This window comes from Methanobrevibacter sp. DSM 116169, from assembly GCF_046197865.1.
GTDB lineage: Archaea > Methanobacteriota > Methanobacteria > Methanobacteriales > Methanobacteriaceae > JAHKLT01.
Map to the genome: position 1 here is coordinate 115613 of NZ_CP166990.1, position 21606 is coordinate 137218.

Annotated in this window: 26 protein-coding genes; 8 read left to right on the top strand and 18 right to left on the bottom strand. The window is 26.2% G+C overall.

Annotation, left to right across the window (positions count from 1 at the left end):
* Window positions 1–94 precede the first annotated feature (94 nt).
* Window positions 95–1210 (top strand): radical SAM protein, encoded by a 1116-nt coding sequence (locus tag ACA134_RS00550; RefSeq protein ID WP_409200249.1) that lies wholly within the window; start codon window positions 95–97, stop codon window positions 1208–1210.
* Here ACA134_RS00550 and ACA134_RS00555 read toward each other — a convergent pair.
* Complete coding sequence (locus ACA134_RS00555; RefSeq protein ID WP_409200250.1) at window positions 1207–1728, bottom strand: AAA family ATPase; 522 nt, start codon at window positions 1726–1728, stop codon at window positions 1207–1209. The genes ACA134_RS00550 and ACA134_RS00555 overlap by 4 nt on opposite strands.
* Entirely contained in the window at window positions 1729–2502 is a 774-nt protein-coding gene (locus tag ACA134_RS00560) for a ParA family protein (protein WP_409200251.1), read from the bottom strand.
* Window positions 2503–2677: 175 nt separating this feature from the next.
* On the opposite strand from ACA134_RS00560, the gene ACA134_RS00565 reads away from it, so the two are divergent.
* The 3 genes from ACA134_RS00565 to ACA134_RS00575 are packed head-to-tail and all read left to right on the top strand — an operon-like array spanning window position 2678 to window position 5185.
* Window positions 2678–3715, top strand: a complete 1038-nt coding sequence (locus ACA134_RS00565) for a DUF1786 domain-containing protein (protein WP_409200252.1) — start codon at window positions 2678–2680, stop codon at window positions 3713–3715.
* 3 nt (window positions 3716–3718) lie between these two features.
* On the top strand, window positions 3719–4375 hold the full coding sequence (locus tag ACA134_RS00570) for a CehA/McbA family metallohydrolase (protein WP_409200253.1): 657 nt from the start codon (window positions 3719–3721) through the stop codon (window positions 4373–4375).
* A gap of 30 nt (window positions 4376–4405) precedes the next feature.
* Window positions 4406–5185 (top strand): DUF63 family protein, encoded by a 780-nt coding sequence (locus ACA134_RS00575; protein WP_409200254.1) that lies wholly within the window; start codon window positions 4406–4408, stop codon window positions 5183–5185.
* Window positions 5186–5207: 22 nt separating this feature from the next.
* Here ACA134_RS00575 and albA read toward each other — a convergent pair whose 3' ends face one another.
* On the bottom strand, window positions 5208–5480 hold the full coding sequence (gene albA, locus ACA134_RS00580; RefSeq protein WP_409200255.1) for a DNA-binding protein Alba: 273 nt from the start codon (window positions 5478–5480) through the stop codon (window positions 5208–5210).
* A 61-nt stretch (window positions 5481–5541) separates the two neighbouring features.
* Window positions 5542–7083, bottom strand: a complete 1542-nt coding sequence (locus tag ACA134_RS00585) for a 2-isopropylmalate synthase (protein WP_409201105.1) — start codon at window positions 7081–7083, stop codon at window positions 5542–5544.
* Window positions 7084–7207: 124 nt separating this feature from the next.
* Between ACA134_RS00585 and ACA134_RS00590 the strand changes: the two genes are divergently transcribed.
* Window positions 7208–9520: a DEAD/DEAH box helicase gene (locus ACA134_RS00590; protein ID WP_409200256.1), complete on the top strand. Its 2313-nt coding sequence runs from the start codon at window positions 7208–7210 to the stop codon at window positions 9518–9520.
* On the opposite strand, the gene ACA134_RS00595 is transcribed toward ACA134_RS00590, so the two are convergent.
* The 7 genes from ACA134_RS00595 to ACA134_RS00625 all read right to left on the bottom strand — a co-directional run bounded on the left by ACA134_RS00595 (window position 9515) and on the right by ACA134_RS00625 (window position 15482).
* Window positions 9515–10258, bottom strand: coding sequence for a sugar phosphate isomerase/epimerase family protein (locus ACA134_RS00595; RefSeq protein WP_409200257.1), 744 nt, complete (start codon window positions 10256–10258; stop codon window positions 9515–9517). The genes ACA134_RS00590 and ACA134_RS00595 overlap by 6 nt on opposite strands.
* A 9-nt stretch (window positions 10259–10267) precedes the next feature.
* Window positions 10268–12121, bottom strand: a complete 1854-nt coding sequence (locus ACA134_RS00600; RefSeq protein ID WP_409200258.1) for a PINc/VapC family ATPase — start codon at window positions 12119–12121, stop codon at window positions 10268–10270.
* Between the two features lie 6 nt (window positions 12122–12127).
* Complete coding sequence (hisI, locus tag ACA134_RS00605) at window positions 12128–12535, bottom strand: phosphoribosyl-AMP cyclohydrolase (RefSeq protein WP_409200259.1); 408 nt, start codon at window positions 12533–12535, stop codon at window positions 12128–12130.
* Entirely contained in the window at window positions 12525–13829 is a 1305-nt protein-coding gene (hisS, locus tag ACA134_RS00610; RefSeq protein ID WP_409200260.1) for a histidine--tRNA ligase, read from the bottom strand. Before hisS ends, hisI begins: the two co-directional genes overlap by 11 nt.
* 63 nt (window positions 13830–13892) lie before the next feature.
* On the bottom strand, window positions 13893–14306 hold the full coding sequence (locus ACA134_RS00615; protein ID WP_409200261.1) for a DUF1648 domain-containing protein: 414 nt from the start codon (window positions 14304–14306) through the stop codon (window positions 13893–13895).
* Window positions 14307–14381: 75 nt separating this feature from the next.
* Entirely contained in the window at window positions 14382–14696 is a 315-nt protein-coding gene (locus ACA134_RS00620; RefSeq protein ID WP_409200262.1) for a hypothetical protein, read from the bottom strand.
* 84 nt (window positions 14697–14780) lie between these two features.
* Window positions 14781–15482 carry an ADP-ribosyltransferase gene (locus ACA134_RS00625; RefSeq protein WP_409200263.1) on the bottom strand — a complete coding sequence of 234 codons (702 nt, stop codon included), beginning with the start codon at window positions 15480–15482 and terminating at the stop codon, window positions 14781–14783.
* Window positions 15483–15743: 261 nt separating this feature from the next.
* Between ACA134_RS00625 and ACA134_RS00630 the strand changes: the two genes are divergently transcribed.
* Together ACA134_RS00630 and ACA134_RS00635 are read left to right on the top strand one after the other, a co-directional pair.
* Window positions 15744–16577, top strand: a complete 834-nt coding sequence (locus ACA134_RS00630) for a shikimate dehydrogenase (RefSeq protein WP_409200264.1) — start codon at window positions 15744–15746, stop codon at window positions 16575–16577.
* Between the two features lie 4 nt (window positions 16578–16581).
* Window positions 16582–17271 (top strand): ATPase, encoded by a 690-nt coding sequence (locus tag ACA134_RS00635; RefSeq protein ID WP_409200265.1) that lies wholly within the window; start codon window positions 16582–16584, stop codon window positions 17269–17271.
* On the opposite strand, the gene ACA134_RS00640 is transcribed toward ACA134_RS00635, so the two are convergent.
* Together ACA134_RS00640 and ACA134_RS00645 are read right to left on the bottom strand one after the other, a co-directional pair.
* Complete coding sequence (locus ACA134_RS00640) at window positions 17254–18684, bottom strand: replication factor C large subunit (RefSeq protein WP_409200266.1); 1431 nt, start codon at window positions 18682–18684, stop codon at window positions 17254–17256. The genes ACA134_RS00635 and ACA134_RS00640 overlap by 18 nt on opposite strands.
* An 11-nt stretch (window positions 18685–18695) precedes the next feature.
* Window positions 18696–19643, bottom strand: coding sequence for a replication factor C small subunit (locus tag ACA134_RS00645; protein WP_409200267.1), 948 nt, complete (start codon window positions 19641–19643; stop codon window positions 18696–18698).
* A gap of 242 nt (window positions 19644–19885) precedes the next feature.
* On the opposite strand from ACA134_RS00645, the gene ACA134_RS00650 reads away from it, so the two are divergent.
* Window positions 19886–20452, top strand: coding sequence for an N-acetyltransferase (locus ACA134_RS00650; protein ID WP_409200268.1), 567 nt, complete (start codon window positions 19886–19888; stop codon window positions 20450–20452).
* 2 nt (window positions 20453–20454) lie between these two features.
* Here ACA134_RS00650 and ACA134_RS00655 read toward each other — a convergent pair whose 3' ends face one another.
* The 5 genes from ACA134_RS00655 to ACA134_RS00675 are packed head-to-tail and all read right to left on the bottom strand — an operon-like array spanning window position 20455 to window position 21384.
* Window positions 20455–20610: a hypothetical protein gene (locus ACA134_RS00655; protein WP_409200269.1), complete on the bottom strand. Its 156-nt coding sequence runs from the start codon at window positions 20608–20610 to the stop codon at window positions 20455–20457.
* Between the two features lie 51 nt (window positions 20611–20661).
* Window positions 20662–20817 carry a hypothetical protein gene (locus ACA134_RS00660; protein ID WP_409200270.1) on the bottom strand — a complete coding sequence of 52 codons (156 nt, stop codon included), beginning with the start codon at window positions 20815–20817 and terminating at the stop codon, window positions 20662–20664.
* A gap of 36 nt (window positions 20818–20853) precedes the next feature.
* On the bottom strand, window positions 20854–21036 hold the full coding sequence (locus ACA134_RS00665; protein ID WP_409200271.1) for a hypothetical protein: 183 nt from the start codon (window positions 21034–21036) through the stop codon (window positions 20854–20856).
* Between the two features lie 18 nt (window positions 21037–21054).
* Window positions 21055–21210 (bottom strand): hypothetical protein, encoded by a 156-nt coding sequence (locus ACA134_RS00670; RefSeq protein ID WP_409200272.1) that lies wholly within the window; start codon window positions 21208–21210, stop codon window positions 21055–21057.
* Window positions 21211–21228: 18 nt separating this feature from the next.
* Window positions 21229–21384, bottom strand: a complete 156-nt coding sequence (locus tag ACA134_RS00675; protein ID WP_409200273.1) for a hypothetical protein — start codon at window positions 21382–21384, stop codon at window positions 21229–21231.
* Window positions 21385–21606: the final 222 nt, after the last annotated feature.

A 21606-nucleotide genomic window follows, 5' to 3' on the forward strand; every position in this document is an offset into this window, starting at 1 on the left:
ATAATATAATTTCATTAAAAATTATTTAAATCTTATTAAAATTTTTCATTTGCTTACAAAAATATAATTAAATTAAAAAACAAATATATTAATTATGTCTACATTATCTAAGATGAAAGTTTTAACAGATTCAGCTCAGTTTGATTTATGTGATTATGTAAATCATCATAAAAGCTCTCAAGTTAATCTGCCAGGAATTTATCATGCTAAAGGTAGAAATGGATGTGAAGTTCCACTATTTAAAACATTACTTAGTAATAAATGTAAAAATGATTGTAAATATTGTATTAATCAAAATAAAAATAATTTCACAAGACTTGAACTCGAACCTGATGAACTAGCTAGAGTTTTCTTAAGTTATTATAATAACAATTATGTTAATGGTCTTTTTTTAAGTTCTGGTATTAGTGATAATGAAGAAAATACAATGGAAAAAATTATTGAAACAATCAGACTTCTTAGAAAAAAATATGAATATGATGATTATATTCATATAAAAATTATTCCTGGTGCATCTAAAGATGCAATTAAAAGATCAATGGCACTTGCAAATAGAGTTAGTCTAAATATTGAAGCTGCAACCCCATCAGGACTAGAAGAGTTAACATCTACAAAAGATTATAATAAAGACATATTAAAGAGATTATCTTGGATTAATTCTTTAGAAGGTAAAAGTTATGTTTATCCTAATTCTACTCATACAACACAATTAATCGTAGGTGCAAATAATGAAACAGATAGAGAAATTTTAAATAGAATGGAAAAACTTTATAAAAACTCTAATTTGAAACGTAGCTATTTTAGTGCTTTTACACCAGTTGAAGGAACTGAATTTGAAAATAAAGATTCATGTAATGTTGATAGAACTTCTAAACTTTATCATGCAGATGCATTATTAAATGAATATAAGTATAATTTAAAAGAATTAGTTTTTGATAATAATGATCATTTATCTTTAGATGAAGATCCTAAAATACTAGCTGCTCGTAAAATGGATATTTTCCCTGTTGAAATTAACTCCTCTCCTTTTATAGATTTAATTAGAGTTCCAGGCATTGGTGTTAAATCTGCAAAAAAAATTATAAATATCCGCAAGAAACATCCATTCCAAAATAAAGAAGAATTAAAAAAAATTGGTGTTGTAACTGGAAGAGCAGAACCATACATTAAATTCAATGGTAATTATCAAAGTGATTTATTTAATTTCTAACTTTCAAATAATTCCCAAATTTCTGGATATTTACTTTTTACAGCTTCATCTATTAATTTTGATGCTTCTTTACTAATACTAAATTCAGGTTCTGTTTTTCTTAAATATCTTAAAACTGCTGCAGAATGAGCTGACCATAATGTTATTCTAGGATTTTTAGCTACAAGTTCTAATATTTCATCAATATTTTCTTGATTATATTCTAAATTGTTTTCATTTTCTATAATATCTACTTTTTCTTCTTCTTTTGAATCAGAATAATCAATAACATTACTTACTTCTTCTTTTACATGTTCATTTGAAAGTTTCTCAACTGTTTCTTTTGGAACTTCTTCTTCAATTTCTACTTCTTGTCCTGTTATAGTTTCTTCTGGAACTTCTTCTTTAAAATCATCATCTTTTTCATTTAAAATTTCTTCTAAACTTTTAGATGATTTCTCATCAAAATCTTCATTATATATATCAGGAATTAATGAATCTAATCCTTTGCCTAATGTTGATTTTTTCTTTTTTGCCATTTAATCACCATCTTTTTCTAATATTTCTTTTGCTAAATTGAAATATGCTCTTGAACCTGTACTTTCTGGATCATAAATTATACAAGGTTTTCCATGACTAGGTGCTTCAGCTAGTTTAATATTTCTTGGAATAATTGTTTTAAATATATGTTCTTTATTTTCAAAAAATTTCTTTAATTCTTTTTGAACTTCTTTTGAAAGTAAAGTTCTCTTATCAAATAATGTAAGTAAAATTCCTTTAATAGGTGTTGGACTTTTAAGTCTATTTTCTACAAGTTTTATTGTATTTATTAAATCAGCTACTCCTTCTAGCGCATAATATTCTGCTTGAATTGGTATAAGTACACTATCAGATGCTACTATTGCATTTACAGTTAGGACTCCTAAAGATGGAGGTAAATCAATTAGTATATAATCAAATATATCAACTATATTTTTTAGTGATTTTTTAAGTATATTATGATAATTTTCTTCTCTACTTAATTCTACTCCAGCTCCACTTAGTGAGATATTACTTGGAATAATAAATAAATTTTGAATAAATGTATTTCTAATTGTTTTTTGTGCTGTAACTTTTCTTGTTAAAACTGAATATATTGTATTTTCAGCTTCTATTTTATTTATTCCAAAGCTTGTTGTTGCATTTCCTTGAGGATCCATGTCGATTACTAAAACTGACTTACCTAAAATAGCTAATGAAGTAGCTAAATTTACAGTTGTAGTTGTTTTACCGCATCCTCCTTTTTGATTCATAATAGCTATAGTTTCGCCCATCTTAACACCTATAATTTTTAACTTATAACTTATTCTTTTATAATTTATAAGTTTTAACTTTTAAGTTATATGTTATATATGTTAACTTATATCTTATAAAGTTTATCTTTTAATTTTTAACTTATAACTTATAACTATCTAAATATTTTAATATTATTAAAAACATAGTAAAATCATGAAAATTTTAGCTATTGATATAGGGACAGGTACACAAGATATATTATTTTATGATACTACTAAAGAATTAGAAAATTCAATTAAATTAGTACTACCTTCACCTCATATTTTCATTGGTCAAAAAATAGATCAAATAGAAAATAATATACTTTTTACAGGAAATATAATGGGAGGTGGAAAACTAAAAAAGAAGATACTAGAACATATTGATAAAGGATATGAAGTAGTAATGGAAGAAAAATGTGCAAAAACAATTAGAGATAATCTTGAGCATGTTAAAGATTTAGGAATTAAAATTAAAGATGATAATAAAAATTATGATAGCTATACTAAAATCTACTTATCTGATGTAGATATGAAAAAATTAAAAGAAACATTCTTAAATTATGATTTAGATTTTGAAATAGATAAAATAGCTATTGCTGTTCAAGATCATGGTTATAATGAAAAGATGGGTGATAGAGATTTTAGATTTGAAAAAATTAGAGAAAAAATTAAATTTCCAATAAATGTTGAAGAGTTTGGATATATAGACAATATTCCCGAATATTTCTCTAGGATGAAATCAGTAGAATCTACAATAAAAAATGAAGAAAAATTAACTCCTTTATTAATGGATACTAAGTTTGCATCTATTTGTGGAATGTGCTATGATGAAAATATTAAAAACTTAAATAGTTTTATAGTAATTGACATTGGAAATGGACATACTACTGCTGCATCAATAGAAAATAATAAAATACAAGGAATATTTGAACATCATACCTCATCTTTAACAAAAGATTCATTAGAAAAATATATTACTAAATTAGCTAGTGGCAAAATAACTAATGAAGAAGTCTATAATGATCATGGTCATGGAGCACATGTAATAAATCCAATATCAACAATAGAAAAAGTTGTAGTAAGTGGTCCAAGAAGAGAATTAATTGAAAGTACTCATTTAGATTGGTATTATTCTTGTCCTGGAGGAGACGTTATGATGACTGGCACCATAGGACTTATAAAAACATTGGAATATTTAAGTAAAAGGTAGTTTATGTTAAGGCTTGATCCTCATATTCATAGTGAATATTCCCATGATTCTAATTCTAAAATAAGTAATATTTTAAAAGTAGCTAAAGTTAAAAAACTTGACGCTATAGCTATTAGTGATCATAATACTGTAAAAGGTTCTATTAAAGCTATTGATGAATCTAGCAAATATGAAAAATTATTAGTTATTCCTTCTATTGAAATTTCATCTAGTAAAGGTCATGTTTTAGGTTTAGGTGTAGAAGAGCTAATTGATAAAGGATTATCACCTGAGGAGACAATTGATAAAATTCATGATCAAGGAGGACTTGCTATTATACCTCACCCATATAGCTTTTATAGAAGTGGTTTATTTTCTAAAGTGATTCCTCCTCATTTAAAGATTGATGCTATTGAAATTTTAAATGCTAAATACTTTATTGGATATGGAAATAAAAAAGCAAGAAAATTTTCAAAAAAGTATAATATACCTGGAATTGGTGCAAGTGATTCACATATGTTAAAAACAATAGGCTCTTGTTTTACTAAAGTAAATAGTGATATGGATATTGATAGTATTTTAAAAGCTATAAAAAAGAATAAAATTAATACTATGGGTAAAGGAAACTCATATATTTCCAATGCTAAAAATAATTTATTGGATAAAATCAGTAGAAAATAATTCTATTATATTGTCAAGGAGAAAATTTTGATGGATTTTTTTATTTTAAAAAATATTATTGATGAATATTTTTTCTCAGGATATACTATTTTTAATACAGTTATTTATGCAATTATATTAATTATAATATTAGAATTAATTTTAAAGCTATTTAATAAAATAAAAATCAATCCAAAAAATATAATATATAGTATTATTCCTTTCATATTTTTTGGATCTGGAGTTCGAGCATTAGTAGATAATAATATATTACAATATAATTATTTGACAATTACACCAGGTATATATTTATCTGTTGGAATACTTGCAATTCTATCATTAATTATCGGATATATTTTAAGAAATATTATAGATTATAGAATCTCAATATTTTTATTAGCTTTACCTTTTGGATTATATCCTTTCTTTAAAATGGATCATTTTAATTTAGAAATATTATCATTTGTTATATTATTATGGATTATATTAACTAGTTTATTTTATTTAATAGGAAAATATTGGAGCTTACTTAAAGATAAAATTAACTTATCTATAATTTCTGCTCATTTACTCGATGCTACAACTACTTTTGTAGCTGTTGATTTTTATGGATATAATGAACAACATGTACTTCCAAGTATAATCTACAATATATTTGATACAGCTATTATAATGTATCCATTAAAAATTATTGTTATAATCTCCTGTATATATTTAATAGATAAATATATTGATGATGAGATATTAAATGGTTTAATAAAATTAGCAATATTTGTCCTTGGATTAGCTCCAGGGATTCGAAATTTACTTACAATGCTAATTGGAATTTAATAAAAAATAGTATATAAGGAAATTAATCCTTTTTAATTTGAATTTCTATTGTAGAAACATTTGTTTGCATACCTTCATTATTTGTAATTTCTTCTGTAGAAATTTCAATATTTCCTACATCAGACTCAGGTATAAATCTATTTCTAACAATCTCAGCAACATCAACAGCTTTACTAATAGCTCGACCACGGGCTTTTAAAAATACTTCTTCGGTATCACCGTTCATTTGAGTCACTACTGCTAAAACATAGTTCATTACTGGTTTACTTCCGATGTAAATCACATTTTCTTCCAACTTATAACCTCCAAAGATGTACTAAAAATAGTTTATTTATTAATCTATATAAATATTTATATTAAGTAATATTTTTCGATGAATTTTGAATAACTAATAACTTATTTATTGAATTTAAGATTGCAATTACACTAGCCATAACAATATCATCTTTTGTTGATCTTCCTGTTGCTTTATTACCTTTATCATCTGATGTAACAACAAAAACTTCTGCTAATGCATCAGTACCACCAGTAATAGCTTCAATATTATATTCTTCAAGTTCAATATCAGTAGTTTCTTTTATTAAATATCTAATAGAATTTAATGCAGCATCTACTGGTCCAACTCCTGTTTGTGATGTTTCGTTTTCTTCTCCATTTATTAATAATTTAACAGTAGCTGAAGGAGATACAGTCTCACCAGTCATAACAGATAAACCTAAAAGTTTAATATATTCTTCTTTTGATGTACTAAGTTCTGTAACAGCTATTGCTTTTAAATCAGCATCAGTGATTGTTTTACCCTTATCACCTAATGCTTTTATCTGATCATATACAGAACAAAATTGACTTTCAGATAAATCAATATTATACTCTTCTAATTTTGATTTTAAACCACTTGCACCTGTATGTTTACCTAGTGCAATTTTACGAGAATGACCTACAAGTTCAGGAGCTATTGGTTCATAAGTTGAAGCATTTTCTAAAACACCATGAACATGTATTCCTGATTCATGAGCAAAAGCATTTTCTCCTACAATTGGTTTATTTGGAGATAATTTAATACCTGTTATTTTACTTACAAAATCAGATAGGTTGTATAATTTTTTAGTATCAATATCTAATTTAATTCCATATGCAACCTCTAATGCAACAACTAATTCTTCTAAAGATGCATTTCCTCCACGTTCACCTAAACCATTAACAGTAACATGTGCTTGTGATGCACCAGCCTCTATTGCCATTAAAGAATTAGCTGTAGCTAAACCAAAATCATTATGGAAATGAACACTTATTGGAGATTTTAATTCTTGTTTTAAATCATATATTAAAGATTTAGCTATTATTGGAGTTAAAACACCAACAGTATCAGGAACATTGATTGTACTAGCTCCAGCATCTTCTGCGGCTTTATAAATTTCTATTAAATAATCCTTCTCAGTTCTTGTTGCATCTTCAGCAGAAAATTCAACTGTAATTCCATGGTCTTTAGCATATTCAATTGCATGAACTGCTTTATCTAAAATTTGCTCTTTATTCATTTTGAGCTTATAATCTCTATGTAATGGACTTGTTCCAATAAAAGTATGAACATATGATAAATTAGAATCAATTAAAGCATCCATGTCTTTTTCAAGCACTCTAGCTAATCCACAAATTTCTGCATTTAAATTCAACTCTTTTACTTTACGAGCTGTATCTCTTTCACCAGCTGATACAATTGGAAAACCAATCTCAATAGTGTCTACTCCTAAACTATCTAATTTCTTTGCAATTTCGATTTTTTCATCTACTGTTAATGCAATGCCTGGAGTTTGTTCACCATCTCTTAATGTGGTGTCAAAGATTTTAATATTATCTTGCAGGTCCATATATTTGTTTTTTATTTTTTCAATATCCATTCCATACATTAAAATCCCTCTTATATTTATTATGTAATTCATTTATTTTATTATTTTTCATGAAAATTTCTCATCTTTTGCTCTTGTTAAATCTTTATAAACTTATATTACTAAAAATAATAATATGGGAAATTATATTAAACATCCTCTTATTAAAGTAGATACTGTTGAAGCCAGGGCTTATCAGCAAAAATTAGCTGGTGATGTTTTAAAAAAGGGAAACACAATGGTAGTTGCACCTACTGCTTTAGGTAAAACATTAGTAGCTATATTAGTTGCAGCTGATAGATTAGAAAAATTTAATAAATCTAAAGTACTTATTTTAGCTCCTAGTAAACCTTTAACTATTCAACATGAGGAAAATTTCAAAAATTTCTTAAATGTTCCAATAACATCTATTACTGGATCAATCAATGTTAAAGATAGACAAAAAAGATGGGAAGAATCTAAAATTATTTGTGCAACTCCTCAAACTGTAGAATCTGATTTATTAAATGGTAGATATAATTTTGAAGATGTCTCTTTAATTGTTTTTGATGAATGTCATCATGCTGTAGGATCTTATTCTTATGTTTACCTAGCTAATCGCTATGTTAAAGAAGCTAAAAGAAATTTAATTTTAGGTCTTACTGCTTCTCCTGGTTCTGATAAATCAAAAATTAAAGAAGTTTCTCACAACCTATATATTCAAAATGTTGTTGTTAAATCTGAAGATGATACAGATGTTAAACCTTATTTTAATCCTGTTGATACTGAATGGGTTAAAGTTAAAATGAGTAATGAACTAGCTAAAATTAAAGAATCCTTAAATAAATCTTTAAAAGTTCGACTTAAAGGCTTAAAAAATATGAATATTATTAATACAGTTTCTGTAAATAAAAGAGATATTTTAAAAGCTCGTGGAGATGTACAAAATAAAATAGCTAGATCTACTAATCCTCCTAAAGATTTATATCAAGCAATTTCTATTTTAAGTGCTGTAATTAATATTCAACATTCTTTAGAACTTGTTGAAACTCAAGGTGTAGCTACTTTTAATAAATATATTTCAAGACTTCGTAAGAAAAACACTAAAGCTGCTAAAGGTTTACTTGCAGATCATAATTTTTCGCATGCTATTGCACTATCTTTTGAAGCTCAAGAACATGGTTGGGAACATCCTAAACTTAAAAAATTAATGGAATTATTAAAAACAGAGTTAGGTACTGATAAGTCTCAAACTGTTCTTAAATCTTTAAGAGATAATCCAGATAAAAAACAACCTAAAGTTATTGTTTTTACTCAATTTAGAGATACTCTTGAAATGATTCATAATAAATGTGAAAGTGAAGGTATTAAATCTGTTAAGTTCTTTGGTCAAGGTAAAAAAGATGGTGAGAAGGGATTATCTCAAAAAGAACAGAAAAATGTTATAAAGTCCTTTAAAATGGGGGAATATGATGTTTTAATTTCTACTAGTGTTGCCGAAGAAGGTATTGATATTCCTGCTGTAGATTTAGTTATTTTATATGAACCTGTTCCATCTGAAATTCGTATGATTCAAAGAAAAGGAAGAACTGGTCGTAAAAGAACAGGTAAAGTTAAAATACTCATGACTGAAGGAACACGTGATGAAGCCTATTATTGGGCATCAATTAATAAAGAAAAAATGATGAGAGAACAATTAATTGATAAAAATATTTTAGAAGAGTTAAATTTAAATGCAGCTGAGAGAATGGAAGATGAAAAGGCTGTTAAAGTTATTGAAAAACCTAAAAAATCTGATGAGGTTATTGTTTATGCCGATTCAAGAGAAGGTAATTCTACTGTTATAAGACATTTAGATAATATTGAAGTAAATGTTAAAGTTAAATCTATGACTGTAGGGGATTATCAAGTTAGTGATGATGTAATTATTGAACGTAAAACTGCAAAAGATTTTGTTGATTCTATTGTTGATAAACGTCTTTTTAAACAAGCTAATGATTTAAGAGAAGAATTTAAAAAACCTATAATCATTTTAGAAGGGGATGATCTTTATTCTGGTTTTATTAATCCTAATGCTATTCGTGGTTCAATAGCTTCTATTGCATTAGATTTTGGTATTAGTATAATCCCAACAAGAGATTCAGAAGATACAGCTGCAATGATTAAAAGAATAGCTAGTAGAGAACAACGTGGTGAGAAAACTAATATTCAACTTAGAACTGACAGGAAACCAGATAATTTATGGGAACAACAAGTTTTTATTATTGAATCACTTCCAAATGTTGGTCCTGTTAATGCTAAAAAACTTTTAGAACATTTTGGTTCTGTTAAAAAAATAATGGATGCATCAGAATCTGAACTTCAAGAAGTTGAAGGTATTGGTAAGAAAATTGCTCAAAATATTAGAAAAGTAATTGAAAGTAAGTATTTATATTTTAAAAATGATCAAACCGAAAAAAGATTATTATAATTTTTTTATGTACTCAAGACTTTTTTCTAAGTAATCTGTATTATTTACTTCAATCATGTATATTCCATTATAGTTTTTCTTTTTAAAAACATTAATGATGTTATTAAAATCAATTTCTCCATCACCTAATGCAAGGTGTGAATCATTATCACCATAATTATCAGACATATGTATGTGTTTAATCGAATCAAAATACATTTGATTTTCGCTATATCCTGCAGTATATGCATGGCCAATATCTAGTGTCATAGCTAAGTTATAACTTTTAAGAAATTCATCTAATTTTTCTATATCTTGATACATAAAACCTTCAATATTTGGCATATTCTCAATAGCTGCTGTAATACCTAAATCATCACAATATTTTGATATTTCTTTAATAGCTGGGTGTGATTTTTCATAAACTTCTTTTTCATAATCTCTAGCTAGATAAGGTATTATTCCAGGATGAACTACAAGAATTTCACTATCTATTTTATTTGCAAAATCAGCAGATGATTTAATAGCTTCAATAGAAGATTTATAGATATATGTATTAAGTGATGCAATATTAAGATCAATTATTGGTGAGTGGACTGTATAATTTAAGTTATAGCTATTTAATACTTCTGTGTTAATCTCTTCACATGGATATTGATGTAGGATCTCTAAATATTCAATATTTAAACTTTCAAAATATTTTAAGTTTTGCTCAATGTCTTCTCCATATATAGATAATGTTGATGCACCAATTTTCATATAAATCAATTATTTTTTAATAGCTGTGATATCTAAATCCATATCTAATGCATTTAAAATAATTTCAGATAAAGCAACTCCTTTTTTGATTTTAATTTCTCCATTTCTACTTGTTGTTGCAGTAAGTAAATAATCTCCATCAACAAATACATCGAAATTCTCACCATAATTACCTTTACCAACATCTAAAATTACTTGTTTTTTTGTTTCAATAACATCTACTTTAAATTCTTTACCTTTCTTTTCATTTTCGTGTTTTATAGCTTCTACACCTAAACTAATTCCTATTTCTTGTTCTATCTCAGCTATTCTTTTACCACTTTGACCAATAACTTTAGGAATATATTTTTCATTAATATAGATATTAGCTCTCTCAGGTGATACAATTTCAACATCAACTTTAGATTTAGGTATGATTTTTTTAATTTTTCTTAAAATTTCTGCTTCAGCTATTTTATCAACGGATGTTTTATGATTTGAATCATCTTTACTTGATACAAGATCTAAATCCATTACAATGGTCTGCTCACCATAAGTATATATTTCATTTTTAAGTTCTTCTGTTTCAAAATCTCTAATTTCTATAACTGGTCTTGCAAGATCTGCTTCTTCCATTCCTGATGGAACTTTAACAGTCATCGATACCTCATAAACAGATTTTATCTCACCATCTTCAATATAAATACTAGTATCTACTACTGATGGTATTACACCAAGCTCTACCCTTGATGATATTCTTTGAATTGCATCTATAGCTCGTGTTGAGTGAACAACACCCACCATTCCAACTCCTGATAAACGCATATCTGCAAATATTTCAAAATCTCTACTTTTTCTAAGTTCATCATAAATTGTAAAATCAGGCCTTACAAGTAATAATACATCAGCTGTATTTTCCATATCTCCTTCTAAAGGAGAATATTGAGTTATTTCATCAGACACTTGTAAGTCTCTTGGCGATTCCATTGTTTTTACAACTTTATTTAAGTCTTTAGAGTAAAATTCAGCTATAGCTTGAACAAATGTACTTTTACCTGCACCAGGAGAACCTGAAATTAAAATTCCTTCTGCATTACTTGTTAGTCTATCCATAAGTTTATCAGTTAATCCATATTCTTCTAATGGTATTTTAATAACTGGTTTAACTGCAGTTATTTCATAACTTTCAGAAAATGGTGGATAAGCTATTGAAATTCTATATTCTCTTGATTGAACAATTATCGAACCGTCCTTTTCAGATTCTAAATATGTTTTTGAATCGTTTCTTTCAAGTTCTAAAATCTCATCAGTTAATCTCTTAAGTTCTTTATATGTAGTAGGACTTTCATCTAATTTAGTTAATTTAATATTTCCAGGTGTTCCCTTCTTAGCTGTTGGAGGAACATTTTCTTTTAGATGAACTGACATTGTCTCTGAATCAAAAAACTTAGATAATGATAGTTCTTTTAAACTAACTTTAGGTTTAAGATAAATTACATCTATTCCTTGTGCAAGACTTGCATCAGATTGAACTTTATCTGATGTTATAAGTGTAGCTAGTTCATTTAATGCAAGATCTCTTATCATTGCATCAATTTCACCTTTTTTTGCATTAGCTATTTCATATCCTTTAGGCCGTCCACCTTTAAATTCAATAGCTATTTTACCATCATATTCTAAAGATTGTAAGTGTTTAAGTTCATTTAATCCTTTAAAACCTATTGGTTTACCTACATTTGCTTGATGTTCAAGTTCGGATACAACAGCTTCTGGGATGATTATCTCAGGATAATCTAAATCATTTTCTTTTATTATTTCACTTATTATTCCATCAATTATTGCACTTGTATCTGGAACAATCTTTTTTAGGTTTTCTAAATTCATCTTATCTTAATAAATATCTTCAGGATTTAATAATCTCTCTGCAATTACTTCTAAATCATCATCTTTTAAATTATCAATATCAATATCATTATCTAAATTGAGTTTTCTAAAAAAACAAGATCCATATCCTTCATGGCAAGCTGCACCATTTTGTTCTACTTTCATTACTATTGCATCTGCATCGCAATCTGTAAATATTTCTTTAACATATTGGATGTGACCTGAACTTTCACCTTTAAGCCATTGTTTACGTCTTGATGTACTCCAATAATGTGCTTTTTTTGTCTCAAGTGTTTTTTTTAAGGCTTCTTTATTCATATTAGCTACCATCAAAATTTCACCTGTTTTATAATCTTGTGCAATAGCTGTTATGACCTTTTCACCTGCAATTTCATGTCTAAAATTAATATTCATAAATATTCCTCTTTATATAATCAATAATTTCATCAAGTTTTACGAGTTCTTGTTCTCCACTTTCCATGTCTTTTATAGTTACTTGATTGTTTTTTAGTTCATCCTCACCAACTAAAACAACATATTTAACATTTAAATTATTTGCATGGTTTAAAAGCTTTTTAAATTTCTTTCTTGATAAGTCTATTTCAGTTTTAATCCCTTCAGATCTTAATGTTTGTGCAATTTCATAAGATTTACTACGTGTTTCATTAGAAAATGGTGCAACATAAATATCAACAGATGATTTAATTTCATTATTATCATTTAACTCTTCTATTGCATTCATTAACCTATCAAATCCAAATGCAAAACCTGTTGATGAAATTTCTTCACCACCAAAAATCTTAATTAAGCTATAGCTTCCTCCACCACAAACTTGTTTTTGAGCTCCAAGTTCTGGAATATAAACTTCAAATACAATTCCAGTATAATAATCAAGTCCACGAGCTACTCCCAAATTTAATGTATAATTTTTAACATTAAAACTTTCTAAATCATCAATTAACTTTTTAAATTCATTTAATGAGTCTTGTGTTTCATCGTATTTTGATAAAAGTTCATCGATTTTACTTAATACAGATTTATCTCCAACAATATCAATGAGCTTTAAAAGTATTCCATTTAATTCATCATTTTCTATTATAGGGTTTTCACCTTTTAAAGAATTTCTTAAAAGTTCTTTATCTCCTTTATCAATAACAACCATTAATTCTCTTTGTGTTTCTTGGCTGATATCAAAGTGTTTAAATAATCCTCTAATAATTCCTAAATGATTAATATGAATATCTGCTGAGTGTAAGTTTAAGTTATTTAATGAATCATTACACAATGCAATTACTTCACCCTCACCTTCTGGTGATTTAGCTCCTATAAGTTCACATCCAAATTGCCAGAATTGTCTAAATCTTCCTTTTTGAGGTCTCTCATATCTAAAACAGCTTCCAAAATAATATAATTTTATTGGTTTAGCTACTTTTTGAAGTTCATTTAAATATAATCTAGCTACTGGTGCAGTTATCTCAGGCCTTAAAGTAATTTCTCTATCTGATTTATCTTTAAAATTATATAATTGATCAACAATTTCTTCACCAGATTTTGTTGTAAATAATTTTAAATCTTCAAATAAAGGTGTTTTAATTTCTCTATATGCATAATTTTCAAATGTGTTTCTTAGAACTTTTTCCACTTCTTTTCTTTTTTCCATTTCATCAAATAAGAAATCTCTAGTTCCTCTAGGTCTTGTAAATTCCATTTAAATCCTCTAAGTAATTTATTTATATATTAAAAAATTTGTTTTTAATTATTAATATAGCTATTATTTTTTCTTTAAAAAATACACAATTAATATTAAAATTATTAAAATAATAAATAAAACAACTACTTCAATTTCTAAATAGCTACCGAGTCCTGCAGATAATATAATAATTGTAATTAAAATTGTCATAACAGGTATGATAAGTTTAAAAATTTTTTCTAAAGGAGTACCTCTTATATTATTGTTTTTATTTAAATCATTAAATACACATAGGATTGTTTGTAAAATAGCTAGAAAAACAGGAATTAAAATTATATATAACTTATCTAAAAACATATCTGGATTTAAATTTACATCAAAGTGAACTGGGATGCTTGATGGAAGGTCCCCATAGAAAATAATTCCAAGTATTATTGGAGATAATGTTATGATTACAGTTAAAATTAGAGTATTATAATCAATTTTTTTATTCATAGTTTTTAATTAGATTTAATTGTATATTAAAATTTTGAAAATAAGAATATTAGGATTTAAAAATGATTGATATTTTTATAATTCAACTACTTTTTCAATCATATCTTCAAATTCTGGATGTTTTTTAAGAAATTTAAAAGCAAGCTTTGCAGTATAATCAGAAGACTCTTCAATGGTCATGTTTCTTTTATTTCCATTTTCTATTTGTTCAAGCTTTAATAAGTTATCAGCCATATTTAAAGACCTGCTACTTCTAAAGTTTGGAATAATATCATTAAATATATTTTCAATTCTAGTTGGAATAGGTTCTTTTAAATGTATTAGTTTATTTATTTGATCTTCAGATAAATTTTTAACAAATTGATTATTTGGTTTTAAATATATTACCATGAATAATAGTCCTCCTTGTAATTGTATTAATTATATTATTTCTTTTTAATAAAATATAAATATTTCTTTTTATTTAATTAGCTGCTAATGATATAGATATTTTCCTGTTTTTCTTATTTTTCTTAATTTAGTTCCACATTCAAGTAAAATTTCAAATTCTTCTTTAGTTGAGGATATTTTTTCAATATATAATATTTTAGTTCCTTTAGGAAGTAGAATATAATTAACATTTTTACCATATTTATTTTCATCTAAATTTTTAGATATACTAACAGATAATAATGTATCAGAAACATATATTCCTTTTTGGCTATATTTAATTAATGCAGAAGTTTTTTCCTTTCTTATAACAATTAGATCTTTTTCTAAGGTAATAGCTTTCTTAAATATATTTTTTCTTAATTTTAATGCTTCATCAAAACTAACAGCAACTTCTCCAAACAATAATTTAGATGCTTTATTCCATTCATATTCACATATTTTTTTATTAATATTTTTCCTAATATATTCATTTAAAGGAAAATAACCTTCACCCGTATATATTTTAATAAAATCATGTTCTTTTTTGCTCAAATCATTTTTTGATATACCATACTTATTTTTAAAGTTATTTCTATCTTTAGAATTTTCATCAACACCATGAACTGTTTTACCATCAACAGTCATTTTAGCAGATTTTTTACTTGTTAATGGGTTTTTAATCTTATTATATGGATTGATTACAAGTATTTCTTCAATAACTTCTGTAAGATATGAAAAGTTTAATAATCTCCTAGTGGGGTTCATAAATCAAAAATCCTATAGACTTGTTTTAAAATTAATCACTATATAATATTCATTATTTTTTAATATAAATAACCATTATTATTTTTTAGATAAAAATAACACTTTTAAATAAAAATTTAAATAAAAAAACAATATTTAACTTATATTAAATTAATTTAAGCAATAATTATTAATATAAAAATAAAAATTTCATATTAAGTAAGTTATAAATAGCTATTTTAAGATAATTTATATTAATTAAAAAAATTTAGAGTGAAAACATTGATTGATGGTAATACAAAAGTTGTAGGTTTAATAGGAAATCCTGTAGAACATAGTTTCTCTCCAATTATGCATAATGCTGCATTTAAAAAGCTTAATTTAAATTATGTCTATGTTCCTTTTAAAGTGTCATCTTTAGAAAATATAATTTCTTCTTGTAACGCATTAAACATTAAAGGGCTAAATGTAACCATACCTCATAAAATTGATGTTTTAAAATATCTTGATAATTTAGATGAAATAGCTAAACTAATTGGTGCAGTAAATACAATTGATTTTAAAGATATGAAAGGTTATAATACTGATGGAATTGGAGCTCTTCGTGCAATTGAAGATATGACTTCATTAAAAAATAAAAAAGTTGTAATTACTGGTTGCGGTGGAGCATCTAGAGCTATTTCTTTTCAAATAGCTAATTCTAATATTGAAGAACTTGTACTTATTAATCGTAATATTAATAAAGCTAAATCATTATCTGATGATATCTTATCTTCAAATCTTTTAAGCAATGTTAGCTATGATTCATTAGATAATTTAAAAAATGAACTTCTAAATGCTGATATTTTCATTGATACTACTCCTATTGGAATGTATCCAAATATTAATGATAATCCAATAGCTACAGCTGATATGTTACATGAAGATTTACTTGTAAATGATATTGTTTATAATCCTCTTGAGACATCTTTAATTAAAGAGGCTAAAAAAGCTAATGCAAAAACTGTATCTGGTTTAAAGATGCTTATTTACCAAGGTGCAGAATCTTTTAAGATTTGGACAGGTTATGATGCACCAATTGATATAATGAAAAAAAGTATTTTAAGTGTTTTGTGATTATATGGATTTAAATTTTGATATTTTACCTTCTAATGAAGAATTTACAAGTTCTAAAAAAGATATTTTAAAATTTTTAAAAATTATTGGTATAGATTCAAGATATATTAGCTATACTGATTCTAAAATCTATATTAATAATTTAAGATTTTCTAAATTTTCAAAAACTAAAGAAAAGACTTTTAAAAAACATTATCCAGATATTGAAGTTTTAAGATCTAGTTTATTTCAAAAAATTTGTGCAAGATCATCTAAAGTTTTATCAGATAAATTAAAACCACAAAATACTGTTTTACTACCTTCAGATGATGAAGATATTAATAGATTATTAGAGATTGTTTTAGAACCTTATTCAAGAAAATATGGTATAAAATTAGTTTATTCAGGAAGTGCTGATTTTATAGCTAGTCCTAAATTTTTAGATGAAGAAGTAAGTGAGATTTTAACAGATATTTTTAATGGTAATGGAATAGATTTTATTAATGATGAAAAAGTAATTTACCCTTTTATTAATATTCCAAAAGAATGGTTAAATTCCTTCTTAGAAATGGAAGGATTTAATGTGTTAAAAGAAAATGATATTGAAAAAGATGTAGCTAGCTCTTTTATGGATTTTATGGGTGAAATTCTTCCAAGTTATAGAGAAAATGTTTTAGTATCATATGAATACATTAAATCAAAAATTAAAGAGTGATTTTTGAGCATTACTATCTTTTGGTTTTTCTTCTCTGACTTCTTCTTTTATAGGTTCAATAATTTCTTCTTGTTTTGGTTCTTCTTTAACTACTTCAGGAACTTCTTTTCTTTGTTTTATAAAAATCCCTTTTTCTATTTCAATTTTTTTCTTCTCTTCCCTATTTTCTGCTTTTTCTTTTTCTTTAGCAGTTATGATTTTTTTAGGAATCTTCTTAGATCTAAATCTTTTTATCTCATCATCATCTAATTCTAAAAAGTCACTTATATCATATGCTTGCTCGTCGTCTTTAAACATTATTTCAAAATATGGAAACATTGAAATAGCTACACTATTTGATACATGCATGTGTTCTGAAATCTTCTCAGCTATTTTATCTCTTAAAGCACGTTTTCCTCTATTTTTACTCATTAGAGAAAATATTGTAGGTGTCATAACTCTTGTAAATTTTTTATATTTTTCTCTCTTAGATAATCCTACTCCAATACTCATGAAATCTGATGCATATTTCCAATATCCATAGTTTCTACTGTTTCGTGCTCTTCCAAAGTATAAATCAGATTTAGCTATATTTTCATATGCTCTTTTTATATCATCTTTTCTCTCATATTCTCTTGGAATATTCTCTGCAATATATTCCATTACAAGTGTTGGATCTTCTTCAATAAATGTAGCTCTTTTTATCTTATTTGGTGTTTTACTTTTTAAAATAATTGAAACACTATCAAAGATTGTAGTTCTTTCATCTTTTTTACTAATGATGTTTAAATCATCTGTGTTGAAGGTTTTACTATCTTCTGCTAATGCTTGGAAGGTATTTATAGCTGATCTTACATCTCCTGCTGATTGTGCTGCAAGTTCTTTTAAAGCTACTGGATTTGCTTCAATTCCTTCTTCATGTGCGATCTTCTTTAAAAATGCAGATATTGATGGTGATCTAACTTTATGCATTTTAATTACTTGAGATTTAGTTTTTATTGTAGCTATTCTTTTACTGTATAAATCATTAGCTATTAAAATCATAGGGTGTTGAGATTTTGCAATAATTTGACCAACTGCTCTTGCTCCACCTCTATCATTTGTTCCATGAATACCATCAACTTCATCTAGAATGATAAGTTTATAATCATCATTGAAAAATGATTTAGTTGTTGCAGATTCTCCAATAGTATTCATTATAATATCATATGAACGTTTATCACTAGCATTTAACTCTACATATTCTGAGAATTCTTTAGCTATTATATGAGCTAGTGTTGTTTTTCCAATACCTGGAGGCCCTACAAGAAGTAATGGTTTTTCTGGTTTGTTGTTTTTCCAGCTATCAACCCATTTTTCTATTTCAACTTTTTGTTTACCATTTCCTAAAACTTCTTTTAGAGTTTTTGGACGGTATTTTTCTGTCCACAACATTTTAAAATGACCTATAAAAATTTAGTTAATAATGCTTCTAACTGTATTCTAGGATTTGCACCTTCACGAATTCTAAAATCACAATCTGCAAGATATTCCATTAAATCCATATAGATTTCTCCTTCCATTTTATCTTCCATAACTCTTTTAGAAATATCTTGATAGATTTGAGAAACCATATCTTCTCCACTAGTACCTTGTAAGACCATATTTTCTCTTAAAAGTGTTCTAGCTCCCATAAAATCTCCTGATAAAGCCCGTGTAATCATTTTGTTTATATCTTCTGGTCTAGCTTTTGATACGACCTCATATACTGCTTCATTGGTGATTTTATCTCCTTCAGTAGCTGCAGATTGAAGCATATTTATAGATTTACGCATATCTCCTTCTGCAAAATACACTATTGTCTCGAGTGCATCTGTGTCATATTCATAGCCTTCTTTTTTAGCTATTACTTCTAATCTTTTTAAAATATCTTGGCCTTTAATTGGTGTAAATCTGAAAATTGCACATCTAGATTGAATAGGATCAATTATTTTAGATGAATAATTACATGATAAGATAAATGTAGCTGTTTTTGTATACATCTCCATTTCACGTCTTAGTGCATGTTGAGCATCTTTAGTCATATTATCTACTTCATCTAGGAAAACAACTCTAAATGGAGCACCGACAGGTTTTAAACGGCAGAAATTTTTAATATCATTTCTTACAGTTTCAATTCCTCTTGCATCTGATGCATTTAACTCTAGGAAATTTTGTCTCCAGTATTCACCAAGAATTGATTTTACAAGTGCAAGAGCTGTTGTTGTTTTTCCTACTCCTGCAGGGCCTGTAAACATCAAGTTAGGCATACTGCTTTCACCTACATATTTTTCTAATCTGTTTATTATGTGATTTTGTCCAACAACATCATCTAAGCTTTGAGGTCTGTATTTTTCTACCCAAGGTCCATTCATTTTTTCACCAAATTATAGTTATTAATATTTTATTTTTATTTGTTAAATAACTATTTTTTTTTAATGTGATTTTGTGTTTTTATTTTTATTAATTTTAGTTAAATTGTGTAAAAGTGATTTTATGATTTTTAATTTTAGAATAAATGTGTAAAATCGCAGTATAAAAAGAAATATATCTTTTATATTCTATAATTTTAATATGAAATGCTTTTAACATTTTTTAATAAGATGGAGACAATAATATGAATTTAGAATATATATTAGAGAATTATACTTTTGAGAAATTAACTGATAAATATGATTTATCAGAATTTGATTGTGGAGAAAAAGATTTAACAAATTTTTTAAGAAACGATGCTTTAAATCAGCAAGCTATTAATTTAAATGCAACACAATTAATTGTTTGTGATGATGAGATAATAGGATTTGTTACATTACTTGCTGATAAATTAAGAATAAAATTAGTGGATGATGAGGTTAAACAATCTGTAAAAGAACAAATTCCTAATTTAAAAGAAGTACCTGCTGTAAAAATTGGAAGATTTGCAATTTCTAAAAAATATTCTAACCATGGAATAGGTATGGATGTTATGAGGCAAATAATTGGTGAAATAGTTAAAATATCTTTGAATATTGGAATAAAATTTATAATAGTTGAAGGATATGCAAAAGCACATAATTTCTATAAAAAAACAAAGTTTAAACATTTAAAAAAAGATGAAAAGTATATTGATAATATTGAAAATATAATAAAAAAAGATCCAACAAGAACTTTTTTACTATATCAGGATATTACTAATAAATATTGATTTTATGGTTTAAAATGAACTGTTCGTTTTTCACGAGCTTTTTTCACCTCTTCAGCAAATTCTAATTCTTCTTTTGTTGGTGGTTCGTTCATTTCTTTTAGGAATGCTATTGCGGTTTCACCAGTTAATGTTGGTGTTGGTTTTATTGGTCTTGCCATGTTATCGCCTTTTATTAATTATAATATGTTTACTAAAATATTTAATTTTTGTCATGATTTAAAATGAACTCTTCGTTTTTTACGGAGTTTTTCTAGCTCCTTAGCAAAAGCTTTTTCTTCTTTTGTTGGAGGTGCATTCATTTTTTTTAAAAATGCTATTGCAGTTTCTCCAGTTAGTATTGGTGTTTCTCCAATTGGTTTTGCCATGTTATCACTTATTTTAGTTATTTCTGTTATAATGATTTATTTTTCTGTGTTTTTGTTTTCATATCCTGTTTTGAAAGGAACTGTTCTTTTTTCACTAAGTTCTTTTAATTTTTTAGAAAAAGTTTTATCTTTTTCTGTTGGTGGTTCGTTCATTCTTTTTAAAATTCTTTTTGCATCCTTCCCTGTTAATGTGGGGGTTATTCCTATTGGCCTTGCCATATTATCACATTTATGTTTTCATGATTTAAAGTGAACTCTTCTTTTGTCACGAATCCTTTTCACTTCTTCCATATATTTTAGTTCTTCTTTTGTTGGTGGTTCGTTCATTTCTTTTAGGAATGCTATTGCTGTTTCTCCTGTTAGTATTGGTGTTGGTTTTATTGGTCTTGCCATATTATCACATTTTCGTTTTTAAAATTTAAAATGAACTTTTCGTTTTTCACGAATTTCTTTCACTTTTTTAGCAAATTCTATATCTTCTTTTGTTGGTGGTTCATTCATTCTTTTTAAAAAGTCTATTGCATCTTCACCAGTTAATGTTGGTGTTGGTTTTATTGGTCTTGCCATTTTTACACCTCACTTATTTTATTTAATTAATATTTATCTCACTTCAACATTTTAAGCAATAAAATTTAATATCCTTTAGTTACACAGTATATGGTATATTGAAGCTTTTAAAAATATATATTAATCTTTTACATATTTTTATTTGTATTAAATTCTATATAAAATCCTATGTTTTATTCTAAAGCAATTTTACACCATTAAAACAATATTCCAACATGAAAG

Coding starts and splice junctions, on each gene's coding strand:
- ACA134_RS00585 (WP_409201105.1), bottom strand. CDS start 7,083: ATGGATATTGAAAAAATAAAAAACAAATATATGGACCTGCAAGATAAT.
- ACA134_RS00560 (WP_409200251.1), bottom strand. CDS start 2,502: ATGGGCGAAACTATAGCTATTATGAATCAAAAAGGAGGATGCGGTAAA.
- ACA134_RS00550 (WP_409200249.1), top strand. CDS start 95: ATGTCTACATTATCTAAGATGAAAGTTTTAACAGATTCAGCTCAGTTT.
- ACA134_RS00660 (WP_409200270.1), bottom strand. CDS start 20,817: ATGGCAAAACCAATTGGAGAAACACCAATACTAACTGGAGAAACTGCA.
- ACA134_RS00665 (WP_409200271.1), bottom strand. CDS start 21,036: ATGGCAAGGCCAATAGGAATAACCCCCACATTAACAGGGAAGGATGCA.
- ACA134_RS00645 (WP_409200267.1), bottom strand. CDS start 19,643: ATGAATGGACCTTGGGTAGAAAAATACAGACCTCAAAGCTTAGATGAT.
- ACA134_RS00650 (WP_409200268.1), top strand. CDS start 19,886: ATGAATTTAGAATATATATTAGAGAATTATACTTTTGAGAAATTAACT.
- hisI (WP_409200259.1), bottom strand. CDS start 12,535: ATGAATATTAATTTTAGACATGAAATTGCAGGTGAAAAGGTCATAACA.
- ACA134_RS00600 (WP_409200258.1), bottom strand. CDS start 12,121: ATGAATTTAGAAAACCTAAAAAAGATTGTTCCAGATACAAGTGCAATA.
- ACA134_RS00635 (WP_409200265.1), top strand. CDS start 16,582: ATGGATTTAAATTTTGATATTTTACCTTCTAATGAAGAATTTACAAGT.
- ACA134_RS00655 (WP_409200269.1), bottom strand. CDS start 20,610: ATGGCAAGACCAATAAAACCAACACCAACATTAACTGGTGAAACCGCA.
- ACA134_RS00675 (WP_409200273.1), bottom strand. CDS start 21,384: ATGGCAAGACCAATAAAACCAACACCAACATTAACTGGTGAAGATGCA.
- ACA134_RS00570 (WP_409200253.1), top strand. CDS start 3,719: ATGTTAAGGCTTGATCCTCATATTCATAGTGAATATTCCCATGATTCT.
- ACA134_RS00595 (WP_409200257.1), bottom strand. CDS start 10,258: ATGAAAATTGGTGCATCAACATTATCTATATATGGAGAAGACATTGAG.
- ACA134_RS00670 (WP_409200272.1), bottom strand. CDS start 21,210: ATGGCAAGACCAATAAAACCAACACCAATACTAACAGGAGAAACAGCA.
- ACA134_RS00555 (WP_409200250.1), bottom strand. CDS start 1,728: ATGGCAAAAAAGAAAAAATCAACATTAGGCAAAGGATTAGATTCATTA.
- ACA134_RS00625 (WP_409200263.1), bottom strand. CDS start 15,482: ATGAACCCCACTAGGAGATTATTAAACTTTTCATATCTTACAGAAGTT.
- ACA134_RS00620 (WP_409200262.1), bottom strand. CDS start 14,696: ATGGTAATATATTTAAAACCAAATAATCAATTTGTTAAAAATTTATCT.
- ACA134_RS00575 (WP_409200254.1), top strand. CDS start 4,406: ATGGATTTTTTTATTTTAAAAAATATTATTGATGAATATTTTTTCTCA.
- ACA134_RS00565 (WP_409200252.1), top strand. CDS start 2,678: ATGAAAATTTTAGCTATTGATATAGGGACAGGTACACAAGATATATTA.
- ACA134_RS00590 (WP_409200256.1), top strand. CDS start 7,208: ATGGGAAATTATATTAAACATCCTCTTATTAAAGTAGATACTGTTGAA.
- ACA134_RS00615 (WP_409200261.1), bottom strand. CDS start 14,306: ATGAATAAAAAAATTGATTATAATACTCTAATTTTAACTGTAATCATA.
- hisS (WP_409200260.1), bottom strand. CDS start 13,829: ATGGAATTTACAAGACCTAGAGGAACTAGAGATTTCTTATTTGATGAA.
- ACA134_RS00640 (WP_409200266.1), bottom strand. CDS start 18,684: ATGTTGTGGACAGAAAAATACCGTCCAAAAACTCTAAAAGAAGTTTTA.